This is a genomic window from Treponema sp. Marseille-Q4132 (assembly GCF_014334835.1).
GTDB lineage: Bacteria > Spirochaetota > Spirochaetia > Treponematales > Treponemataceae > Treponema_D > Treponema_D paredis.
The window spans coordinates 2,428,770-2,440,043 of record NZ_CP060591.1 but is presented as its reverse complement, the minus strand read 5'-3'; the positions used below and the strand labels follow the sequence as shown (position 1 = coordinate 2,440,043).

General features: G+C 49.3%; 11 protein-coding genes. 4 read left to right on the top strand and 7 right to left on the bottom strand.

Annotation, left to right across the window (positions count from 1 at the left end):
- Nucleotides 1-14 precede the first annotated feature (14 nt).
- A complete protein-coding gene (locus H9I35_RS11095; protein WP_187419431.1) occupies nt 15-365 on the top strand; it encodes a DUF1622 domain-containing protein in 351 nt (116 codons plus the stop codon).
- Between the two features lie 263 nt (nt 366-628).
- Here the strand turns inward: H9I35_RS11095 and H9I35_RS11090 are convergent, their stop codons facing one another.
- A complete protein-coding gene (locus H9I35_RS11090) occupies nt 629-2,047 on the bottom strand; it encodes a formylglycine-generating enzyme family protein (RefSeq protein WP_252722657.1) in 1,419 nt (472 codons plus the stop codon).
- 177 nt (nt 2,048-2,224) lie between these two features.
- Complete coding sequence (gene hisS, locus H9I35_RS11085) at nt 2,225-3,532, bottom strand: histidine--tRNA ligase (RefSeq protein ID WP_187419430.1); 1,308 nt, start codon at nt 3,530-3,532, stop codon at nt 2,225-2,227.
- A gap of 34 nt (nt 3,533-3,566) precedes the next feature.
- On the opposite strand from hisS, the gene H9I35_RS11080 reads away from it, so the two are divergent.
- Nucleotides 3,567-4,361: a type III pantothenate kinase gene (locus H9I35_RS11080; RefSeq protein ID WP_187419429.1), complete on the top strand. Its 795-nt coding sequence runs from the start codon at nt 3,567-3,569 to the stop codon at nt 4,359-4,361.
- 116 nt (nt 4,362-4,477) lie between these two features.
- Here H9I35_RS11080 and lepB read toward each other — a convergent pair whose 3' ends face one another.
- The gene (gene lepB, locus H9I35_RS11075) at nt 4,478-6,223 is read right to left on the bottom strand and encodes a signal peptidase I (protein WP_187419428.1); all 1,746 of its coding nucleotides are present in this window, start codon (nt 6,221-6,223) and stop codon (nt 4,478-4,480) included.
- Between the two features lie 331 nt (nt 6,224-6,554).
- Between lepB and H9I35_RS11070 the strand changes: the two genes are divergently transcribed.
- Complete coding sequence (locus H9I35_RS11070) at nt 6,555-6,905, top strand: Hpt domain-containing protein (protein WP_187419427.1); 351 nt, start codon at nt 6,555-6,557, stop codon at nt 6,903-6,905.
- Here H9I35_RS11070 and H9I35_RS11065 read toward each other — a convergent pair.
- Nucleotides 6,880-7,692, bottom strand: a complete 813-nt coding sequence (locus tag H9I35_RS11065; RefSeq protein ID WP_187419426.1) for a TatD family hydrolase — start codon at nt 7,690-7,692, stop codon at nt 6,880-6,882. The two genes, H9I35_RS11070 and H9I35_RS11065, sit on opposite strands and share 26 nt — an antisense overlap.
- A gap of 55 nt (nt 7,693-7,747) precedes the next feature.
- Here H9I35_RS11065 and H9I35_RS11060 point away from each other — a divergent pair, with 55 nt between their 5' ends.
- Nucleotides 7,748-7,966 (top strand): hypothetical protein, encoded by a 219-nt coding sequence (locus tag H9I35_RS11060; RefSeq protein WP_016520502.1) that lies wholly within the window; start codon nt 7,748-7,750, stop codon nt 7,964-7,966.
- Between the two features lie 24 nt (nt 7,967-7,990).
- Here H9I35_RS11060 and miaA read toward each other — a convergent pair whose 3' ends face one another.
- The 3 genes from miaA to H9I35_RS11045 form a co-directional block, all read right to left on the bottom strand.
- Entirely contained in the window at nt 7,991-8,968 is a 978-nt protein-coding gene (gene miaA / locus H9I35_RS11055; RefSeq protein WP_187419425.1) for a tRNA (adenosine(37)-N6)-dimethylallyltransferase MiaA, read from the bottom strand.
- Nucleotides 8,969-10,225, bottom strand: coding sequence for a class I SAM-dependent rRNA methyltransferase (locus tag H9I35_RS11050; RefSeq protein WP_187419424.1), 1,257 nt, complete (start codon nt 10,223-10,225; stop codon nt 8,969-8,971). It lies immediately after the preceding gene.
- Nucleotides 10,226-10,610: 385 nt separating this feature from the next.
- Nucleotides 10,611-11,237, bottom strand: a complete 627-nt coding sequence (locus H9I35_RS11045; RefSeq protein ID WP_187419423.1) for an HAD-IA family hydrolase — start codon at nt 11,235-11,237, stop codon at nt 10,611-10,613.
- Nucleotides 11,238-11,274: the final 37 nt, after the last annotated feature.

The following is an 11,274-nucleotide window of genomic DNA, read 5'->3' as shown; positions in this document are numbered from 1 at the left end:
GAAGGTAAAAAGCAATGAAAGAAATTTTGTATCCGATTCTCGAACATATCGAATTTGTCATAAGCATTATAAGCATCGCCGTCGTCATCTACGGCGCGCTCATCGCCGTCGTGCAATTTATTAAAGGAGAAATGCTGCATTTCAGCGGCAAAGAAAAGATGCGTACGATTATGATCATCCGCTCGGATTTGGGCGTTTATCTTTTGCTCGGTCTCGAACTCCTCATCGCCGCCGACATCATAAAGACGATTTTAAATCCCGCGCTCATCGAACTTTTGACGCTCGGCGGTATTGTACTCTTACGGACGATTTTATCGGTTTTCCTCGAGCGTGAAATGAGAGGCTTAAAAGAGCTGAGCGAATAAACCGCCCGATCGCAAAAAAGGGAAAGACCGCGCAGAATATACAAAAAGGGGCTGTCTCAAAAGTCGGTTACTTTCTCGACAGCCTGTCGAGTTTCAAATTAAGTCTTTATATTATCATGACTTAATTTTAAACGTCGCACATAAAATCAAGGAAGCTGTCCAAAAACTGAAGTTTTTGGACAGCCCCTTTGTCCGTATTTTTCCGATTAAAGAATCATTCGGCTTTGCCCCGAAAAGTAAAGCCGAATCGTATTAAACGTATTTCAGTCGCCGCGCTTTACTAAGCGAAGCCCTGTGTATACAAGCGGTTCCTCGACATTCGGACTGGGCGAACGCATGGCGATACGGCAGGATTTCGTATTAAAAAACCAGTCGCCGCCGCGCATGGAACGATTATCCCTGTCATCGACAGGCTTTTCCGCTCCCGTAGGATCGGTAAGACCGTCCGGCGGAGTTGTATTTTCATAAACGTCCCAGCATACTTCGTCGACGTTTCCGCTCATATCGTACAAGCCGTAGCCGTTCGGTTTTTTCTTTTTCACTTCATGTGTTCTTTCTCCCGAATCTCCTCCGGTTTTGTCGTTATACCATGCGTAATATTTGAGCGCCGACTGTTTATTCGTACCCGCCCATGCGATATTGCCTTTTCCTCCCTTGGCGGCCCATTCCCATTCCGCTTCCGTCGGGAGGCGGAAGCCGTTTTTACTCATATCCACTTCGACTCCCAGCCAGCGTTCATCCTTATCAGTAGGAATTTTGCTCACGTCGAAAGTTGCAAAATCGATAGGTTGGTCGCCGTTGTCTTTGTCCTTTACCGTATAACAGGGCTGAAGACCGAGTTTATGACTCAGCTTATTGCAAAAAGCGATCATCTGGAAAAAACTTACATTTTCGACGGGGCGCTTTTCCTGCACTTCCCCTAATGCGACCTTCGTATTAACCAGATACTCACCATCCAGGCCCGGAAGCTGTTTGTTTCCGCTATTGTCGAAAAAGCTCGGATTGCTTCCCATAACTTCCTTCCACAGCTCCTGCGTCACTTCGGTTTCTCCTATGGAATAAGCCGAAAGATTTGCGGTATAGGGCATATTGTCCGAAAAATCCATAAAGCCGGTTACATCTTTGTATCCCAACTGTGCGCCTTTTACGGCGGGGATCTGCCTCATGTCAAACTCTACGCTTCCGACCGTATAGGTTTTGCTCGGAAGATCGGTAATGTCGTCGTCTTTTGAATATTCGCCTTCATAAGGTCTCCCTTTCACTACAGGCAAAAAATCCGCAATGCCTGCCATCGGGATGATATTCGGTTCGCAGGTAAAGGGAGTGCGTGTCGTATCGAATAAAAGCCGTACGTGCTTCGAAAGCTCGTTATTTTGCATCTCTTTTTCTTCGCCTTCGCTGTAACAGTTCACGAGCCATTTTCCGTCGCCGACATCTTTGTACGAAATAAGGGGATAAGAAAAGCTCATAAACGTACTGTTCAAATCGATTTTGTCGGCTTGAACGACAAGGCACATATCGGCCTTTATAGAACCGACAAAGAGATGACCCCAGTACGAACCGTAGAGCTTTTCTTTATTATCGGCCTGCTGCGGCGTCTCGGGGCTTACCGAATTATTGCAGCTTAAAAATACAGCGCCCGCCAACAGCGCGCACACACACAAAGTATATAACTTTTTCATAAAACCTCCGTCTTTTTCCAGGACATAAAGCATTCGGCTTTCTGATTTGCGAGCGTATCGGAAAATCCGATACTGAAGCCCCGAAAAACCGTTTTTATTGGTTAGCATAAGCTAATATTAATTATCCAATGCTAACTCAAGGATATGGATTTGTCAATAGCTTTTTTATCAAATTTTTTATTTTTTATTTAAAATGAATTTTACCGCTTCGCTCACCGTAATGCCCGCGCTCGTCTCCCTCGTCGAAAGATTTTTCAGATCGAACGTACCGTCTTTTTCGTAATTTTTTCCGACAAAGATTCCCCACTGTATTTTTTTCGCATCGGCGAGCGCGTACTGCTGACCGATTTTTTTCGCATCGGGAAATACTTCGACGGCAAGACCTTGCGCGCGCAAAGATGCGGCGGCTTTTTGATAGAGGAGCGCATCCTTTGCATCGAGGCAGAAAATTTCCGCGTCGACGTAGCTTGCGCGGCTTGAAACGATGCCGAGTTCGGACATGGCCGCAATGAGGCGGTCGAGTCCTATCGAAGTCCCTACTCCGGGAAGCTTTTCTTTCATATATAAGCCCGCAAGGTTATCGTAGCGGCCGCCGGAACACACGGAGCCTATCTCGGGCAAATCGTTTAAAAACGTTTCGTAGACGACGCCCGTATAATAATCCAGTCCGCGCGTAATGCTCGGATCGAGAGTATAATTTTTTTCGATACCGGCCGCTTCGAGCATTTCGTATATGTCGCGCATACGCTCGCTGTCGGCCTCTTTTCCGCCCGCCATCGCTTCGATTTTTTTTAATGTCGCGTCGAAGTCCCCCGTCCCCTCGGTGTAAGAAAGGATTTCCGCCGCACGATCTTTACTTCCGGTAATTTCCGAAAGCTCTTTTTCCGTTTCGTCTCTGCCGATTTTTGCAAGCTTGTCTACCGTGCGCAAAATATCGTCGCTTTTTTCATTTACGCCGAGCTTTGTCAAAAAGCGGTTGAAGATGCCGCGGTGATTGACACGTACGGTGATTCCCGGCACACCGATCGAGGCAAAAGCTTTTTGTATGACAAGCAATATTTCAAAATCGGATGCCGCGCTGTCGCTTCCGACACTATCGACATCGCACTGAACGAATTCGCGGTAGCGGCCCGCCTGCGGTTTTTCGCCGCGCCACACTTTTGCTATGTGGTAACGCTTAAACGGAAAATACAGTTCGCTTTTGTGTTCCGCCGTAAAGCGCGCAAACGGAACGGTTAAATCGAAACGCATCGCGACATCGCGCCCGCCCTTGTCTTCAAAGCGGAACACTTGTTTTTCCGTTTCGCCGTTGCTTTTACGAAGCAGGATTTCGGTATATTCGAGCACCGGCGTGTCGATCGGAACGAATCCGAACGATCGATACACTGCAGTTATTTTTTCAATTAAATCCGCTCGGGCGATTTCCGAAGCGGGCAAAAAATCGCGGAAACCTTTGAGCACGCGCGGTTGAATGATCGATTCCATAGCGCTATACTAACTGAAACGGGGGAAAATTACAATGATGCTCTGTTTCGATATCGGCAACACGAACTGCAAAACCGCGCTCTTCGACGGAGAAAAACTCGTCCACGTGTGGCGGATCAGTTCCGACGTAAAACGTACCGGCGACGAATATTTTTCGACGATACGGACGCTCATCCGAGACGCTTCCGTTTCCCTTTCCGACATCAGTTCGGCAGTCATAAGTTCCGTCGTACCGAATTTAACCGGCCCCTTCGTAAACGTCACGCAGCACATCATCGGTAAAAAGCCTCTCATCATCGGGCCCGACATGTACGCATCTCTCCCCGTAAAAATTCCCGAAAGCGCCGTCCACGAAATCGGCACGGATCTCTTGTGCGATGCGCTCGAAGCGTGGGAGCGCAACAAGTGCGCGTGCATCGTTGCGGATTTCGGCACCGCTCTTTCTTTCGTCGTCGTGGACTCCGACGCGAATATCGCGGGAGTGGCGATAGCGCCGGGCATCGGTACCGCGTTCAAATCGCTCTTTACGAATACCGCGCAGCTCCCGTCGGTACCCCTCGAAATTCCTGCGACGAGCCTCGGCACGAATACGACGGTCGCGATTCAGTCGGGCATCATGCTCGGCTACAAAAGCCTTACCGAAGGACTCATCGAAAGGATGAAGCGCGATTTGGAAAAATCGACGGGTGTCGGACAGGCCGATATAAAAACGATCGCAACGGGCGGTCTCAACAGCATGATAAAGCCGATCACCGACGTTTTCGACGAAGCGGATAAAGAGCTTACGCTCTCAGGCATCCGCCGCGCCGCATTGTACGCGGGACTCTGACGTAAAAACCGATCGCATAAATCAATAACGCGCCGATAAGTCATTACAATGCAACAACTTACTTTTAAACTCGACTGAGTGTCGAGAAAGTAACCGACTTTTGAGGCAGCGCCGTTCTATCCGCGTTTTCCGATCGCGCCGATTCGAGTAAGCGGCCAAAAGCGGAAGAGCGTCGTGCCGAGTATGTATTTTTTTCCGACATACTGCGGGCTCATATTCGATTCATAAGTTACAGAGTATGCGTCGAGCTTTGAAAGTTTCACGAGCGTCTTTTTATACGAATGGCGCATATCGGCGGAATTGAAGCGGTTGTCTCCCATCATAAAATAGCAGCCGTCGGGGATATACTGTGGCCGTCCGTTTTTGTTTTCGGGAAAGAGCGGCATATTGCGCTGATCGAGGAGCATCACGTACAGGTTGAGCATTTCAGCCCTTTCCATAAGCGAGCGGATTTCACCGTCGCTTCTGCGCGCATCGGAGGAAGAGGCCGCCTTTATCAATTCGGCGTTCCGTACGACGAGGCTTCCGACGCATTCCTTTATCATGATATTGAGCCGGTAATTCGCATCGCTGTAGATGTCGCCTCCTGCATAGCTTCCCGCTTCCGGCTTCGACGCGATCCAATCGGTCATAAAGGACGAAAACCATGCAGTCCCTCCGTCCGCACTCATGAGACGCTGCGTGAGGGCATCGAAATTGACAAAGAGATTGTATTCGTGCATCGAAGAGGCATCCATCGTAAAGGTTCCGCTGCGGTCGGGGACTGCACGTCTGAAGCGTTCGGCGAGAGCGCGGCACGAAAGGGAGGCCGCATCGATATCGTATTCGCGCCGCCTTTTTTCACACTCGATCATGAGATCGTATTCGCTTTGCGAAAGCGGAAAGTCCCGTATGCCGCGCTTCGCTTTTGGGGCGACGTCGTTTAAATTCCATGCGGCAAAGCTCGCATCTTTTTCGACCGGTTTGAAATCGTCCCCATCTTTTGTACGCGCATAGAGGACTCCGTCCTGCATCACCAGCTGCTCTCCCGGCACGCCCGCAACGCGCTTTACAAGCGGATCAGGTTTCGGCATACCGTTGGCATCTTTATTGAGATTTACCGCCATAAAGGTGAGAAGGTAGACGAGCTGACTCGTAACGGTTTTCACTTCCGATTTTCTGTCCATGCTGTAATGCGGATTTCGGAACACGACGATATCTCCACGTTCGTAGGTTTTAAGCGAAGGAATGCCGACATCGGAAAGAGGGAACTTCGGACCGCTCGCCGTTTTTAAAACGACGACACGGTCACCGACGAGAAATTCGGGCACCATCGATTCCGACGGGATCATATACAACTGTACGATAAAAATTTGAATAAGCAAAACCATAAAGATAGCCTGCACGAGCGCATCCGCCCAATCGAGGGCTTCGAAAGCGGCACGTGCAAAGCCGTGCGGTTTTACGGAAGGTTTTTTTTCGCGGTATTTTTTCCATTCGGGAGACAAATCATAGACGCGCTTTTCGTTCAGATAGTACAGCGCCGCGAGAGACGAAACGAAGATGATGCACCACAGAGAGACCGTCGCGATATCGTACCAAAACGGCGTTCCGTTTTTGCCCGCCCTTCGAAGCACAAAGGATGCGAGAAGCGCATACGGGAGATACTGCATCATTTTCCGCACGACGGGAATAGCGGAAGCATCCCCTCTCTTGAGCAGTATCGATTTATAAAAGACGATCGCCGTAAACGCGAACGAAATCGGAAAAGCCAAAATCGATATGTCGGCGGAAAGGGGTATGCAAAAAAACGCAAAGAGAAAAGAAGATGCAATAGAGGTGAACAGCAAAATAAATAATGTTTCGGTTTTTGATTCTGTCATAACGCCAGTATAGCAAAAATACATTCCTTCGTGTATACTCGCAGTATAAGGGTGCCGGAAATATATTCTTTATGGAAATATTTTGTATCATAAAAACCGGCTGAACTCCCGGCACCGGCCTGCCGTTCGCCGCGGCAAACCGTGATCGGAATCGGACTGCGCAATCTTTTTTTTCAAAAAGATTGCTTGCTATCGGTCTGAGCGGCTCGGCGGCAGTACCGTCACCTCGCGTTCAGCCCTTTTCATTATCCATGTGTTATTTTCACTAAGTACACATTTCCGGCACCCTTGTCTTGTCCAACAAAAAAAAGGAAAGTAGGTAGGTAACGTCATGCCGCGTTCGATTTTAAATACGGTTTCCGGTCTCGATATGGTTTCGGGCGATACGGAACTGTACGAAACGCTCGTCGATTCTTTTTTAGAAGAAAATGTAAACGACAAAGCACATTTTGCCTCTCTTGCGGAAAACGCAGCTCAAGACAAAGGCTTCGTTTCATTCGTACACAAGACGAAGGGATCGGCCGGACAAATCGGATGCGAAGCGCTTTATGACGCCGCCCTCTCACTCGAAAACGTACTGCGCGGAAAAGAAGCGGGAAACGAGGCGGCACTGACACGGGTATTTTTTAAAATATACGACGAAACGCTTTCCGCCCTTAAGCAATACCGTAAGCGGATTTAAAATTATTAAAAATCGTATCGGAAAACGCACGCTTTTTTTCTGACGCAAATCCGTCATCCGTTTGCTCTTCGTATCGGATCGCAAATGCCGTTTCATAGACGCGAGCGATCGCGCTCATTTTCGTTTCGGCCTCTCCCCGCATCGTTTGATAGGGTGCATCGGTTTCCATGAGGATGTGCCCGACGTCGAGTTTTTGCACGCAGCCGATCGCACTTTTATCGCCGAAGGTGAGCGGATTTCCAAAACTGAAATATGCGTTTACACCGCGTTTTAAAAGAGAAGAGGCATCCTGTACGCTTCCCGTAAACGAATGAAACACGACGGCAGGAATTTTCGAAAGCGCTTTCGAGTCGCGGAACATTTTATCGAGCGCTTTGCGGCAGTGGACGACGAGCGGAACGCCATACACAGATGCGAGTTCGCACGAAATGCGCCACGCCTCTTCCTGCCGCGCGATATCGGCTTTGAATTCCTTTGTAAATAAATCGAATCCCGCCTCTCCGATCGCGCCGATGCGCCGCTCTTTGAGAAGCGTCTCCATAAAGCCTGCGTTTTCAACGAGCGGAAGCTGCGGATGCATACCGAAGGCGCAAAATACGTGTGTGTTTTCGTTTTCGTTCAGCTTTGCCGAAAGCGCTTCCTGCTTTATAAACTCGTCCCGGTCGTGTGCGCAGGAAACGCCGTAATAGGATAAGGATTCAAGTCCGCGAAACGAATCTTCAAGCGAATTTTCGGCGCAGCAGGCGAGGTGAAAATGAGCATCGGTCAACACAGAAAATGCTAACATCCGCATTGCATTGTACCGAAAATAAAAAAGCAATGCAAACATCGGGAGGTTGGAATTGAAAAGCTATACTTTAAAAAGCATCGGAAACTCATCGGACTATATGACGATTGTACGAGAAATGGAAGACGGATACGTCGTGCGCATCGTACGCGACAAAGACGGATATGACGAAGTGAAAACCGATTACATCGGCAAAGAACTCTTTGAAACCTGTATCCGCACGGGATACCTCGTCGAAATCGCGGAACCGGTAAAAATCGCCGTCAACGCGTAACAGAACGCATCCGGCAATGTAAACTTAACGCACAACAAGGTACTCATCGACCAACGAAAGCGCGGCATTCACGCGCACATCCGTGTCGGAAATGCAGGGAAGCCAATGAATCGAGCTTCCCTGCGTTTTCATTTTACGCTCCATTCCGCGAAACCATGTTTCCTGCCGCTTTGCAAATCGCCTTATGGCCGTAACGAGTTTTTCGTACAGTTCGTCGCGAGATGCGATTTTCCCCTGTAAATATTCGGCGACGAATCCGTATTCGAGACCGAGCGTTTCAAGCCGCTCCCACGATGCGCCGCTTTTATGCAAATTTTCCACTTCTTCTATCATGCCCGAGTCGAGGCGGGATTTGAGACGTTTTGCAATGCGCTCCCGCAGCTCTTCCCTCGAAAGCGTCGTACCGATGACAAGAGGACGGATGTCGGGACGGCTCGTCATCGTCTTTCGCATGATGTCCGCTTCAGGGTGCATCCGATACTCCTCTATCTCTATCGCGCGTATGCAGCGCACTTTGTCGCGGAGATATTCGCGCGTGTGAAGATCCGGTTTCAGAGAAAGCAAAAGACGGGAAAGCTCTTCGAGGGGTTTCGCTTCGAGTTCGGCACGCCTCTTTTCATTTTCAGGCACTTCAATCAAATCGTAATTTCTGATAATCGAGTCGAGGTACATGCCGGTGCCGCCGACGACGACGGGTAATTTTTTTCGAGCGACGATATCCGGAAAGACGCGGTAAAAATCCTTTTGATATTGAAATACGCTGTATTCGCTTTTGAGGTCGGTTATGTCGATGAGGTGATACGGAACGGGACTTCCGCCCGAAGCGTATTCGTCCAAGTCTTTTCCCGAACCGATGTCGAGACCCTTGTACACTTGCCGCGAATCCGCCGAAACGATTTCACCGTTGCGCTCGCGCGCAATCGCAACTCCTATCGCCGTTTTGCCGCAGGCAGTCGGTCCCAAAAGGATGACGCAGTTGCAGTTCTTTCCGCTTTCTTCCACTCAAAGCACCCGCGCAATCGCGCATTTCAAATATTCCGATCGCTCATAGCCGAGGAGAATCGGATGATCCTGTCCCGCTCCCCGCTTTTCCAATATCTGCACTCGGCGCCCGCTTGAGGCAGCTGCGTGCATGAGCATATCGTAAAAGGTGTTCGCATCGAAAAATGCGGAGCAGGAACAGCTTATTAAAATGCCGCCTTCGCGGAGCAGGCGCATCGCGCGCAAGTTGATTTCTTTATAACCGCCGTACGCCTTTTGAATGGTTTTCGCGCTCTTCGTAAAGGCCGGAGGATCGAGGATGATCACATCGAAAGTTTCTCCCGATTCTTCATATTTTTTTAATAAATCGAAAACGTCGGCGAGGACGGTTTTAACCTTATCATTTTTTTTATTGAGCGCGATATTTTTTTCGATCATCGAAACGGCGTCTTCCGAGATTTCCGCAGCGACTGCTTCACGCGCACCGGCAAAAGCTGCCGCAAGTGCAAAAGCGCCCGTATGCGAAAACGCGTCGAGTACACGCTTTCCGTGACAAAACGGCATAATCGCTTTACGGTTATCCTTTTGATCGAGAAAAAAACCGGTCTTTTGTCCTTTTGCGATATCGACATAAAAGAGGATGCCGTTTTCATTTATCGTAATCACATCGCCGCCGCTTCCGTATATCCAGCCCGTCCTTTCTTCGAGCCCTTCCTTTTCGCGGACGGCGGCATCGCTCCTCTCGTATATACCCTGAGGATTGCACGTTTTAATAAGAGCTGCCGTAATTTCTTCACGGAAAACTTCGCACGCGAGCGCAAGGAACTGCACAACGAGATACACGGAACCGTCGACGGATGCAAAGCGTTCGACGATGAGACCGGGGAGCAAATCGGCTTCGGCAAAAACGAGACGATAGGAATCGAGCTCGCCGTAACGGATGCGCCGCATATTCGCCGCATCGCGGATGCGCGCATCGATAAACGATTTCGTATTTTCAAAAACTTTATCCGCATGAGCCGAAGAGAGCATACGCACGCATATTTTCGATTTCCGGTTGATAATGCCCGTACCGATAAATCCGCCTGCAGCCGTAAACACTTCGCACGCGCTTCCGTCGGCACATTCGCATTCGGAAAGCGGCACATCTTTCCGGCCGCTACCGTCGGATGCAATATATTTTACATGAGAGATTTCGTTGTCGAATACCCACGGAAAGCCCTGTACGACTTCCCTTTCTTCTTTCGGTTTTAAAAATATGCGAGGCGCGTCATTCATAACAAAAGCATACTAGTGCGAATGCCGATTTTTGTAAATGACCCGATATACGCCTGCCAGGACTTACGCATAAGAATCTATATTCCAAGAAAATAACAGTTACCGTAAAAAATCGGCTGCACTCCCGGCAGCAGCCCTGCCGTTTGCGCGGGGAACTTCGCGCTTCGCGCTCGTTGCAAGTGCCGCGGCAGACCGTGATTGGAATCGGACTGCGCAAAATTTCTTCGAAATTTTGCTTGCCATCGGTCAGAGCGGCTCGGCGGCATTGCCGCTGCCTCGCGTTCCGCCTTTTTTATTTTATATTTTTCTGTGTATATATTTTTCATGCATAATCCCTGATGCGCCTGCCGTCAATTCGAAAAATTTCCGCTCCCGTGAGGATGTATCAGAGCCAAGGGCGCACTTCGTTTCGCAGATCGTCCGCGTTCGTAAAATGAAACGTACGGATACCGAGTGAAGAAGATGCCGCGCAGTTCGCTTCGTTGTCGTCGGTAAAAAAGATGTCTTCAGGTGCGACTCCTTCTCCGAGCATGATGCGCTTCCAAAATTCGACGTCGGGCTTCGACGCACCGATCATATTCGACGCATAAGTTTTATCGAAGAGCGCATAATCGCCGCGGGCAAGGTGGATATCGTAATGACTTTGAATCGTGTTCGTTCCGCACACGACGCGGTATTTTTTGCGGAGTGCTTTGACGATATCGACCACGGCGCCGTCGAGGACAGGATTAAAAAAGAGACCGAGATAATCCGTCGAAACGCGCACTCCCGTCCGCTTCTCAAACTCGCTCCAAAACTCATCGGTCGTCACTTCTCCGTTCGAAAGCATCGTCATAATATCCGCGTCGCGAATATCGATTTTTTTGTTAATAATTTTTCCGCGAGCGGCCCTGTCGTATTTACAGGCTTCAAAGAATTCCCGTTCGCTCATACCGGCGGCCTTTGCGGCGGCGCCTTCAACCGCAACGTTATGGGCGACGACATTGCCCATGTCAAATATAAAAAGCTTCATGGAAACCGAGTATAGCGTATTTGCAAAAAAGAAACAA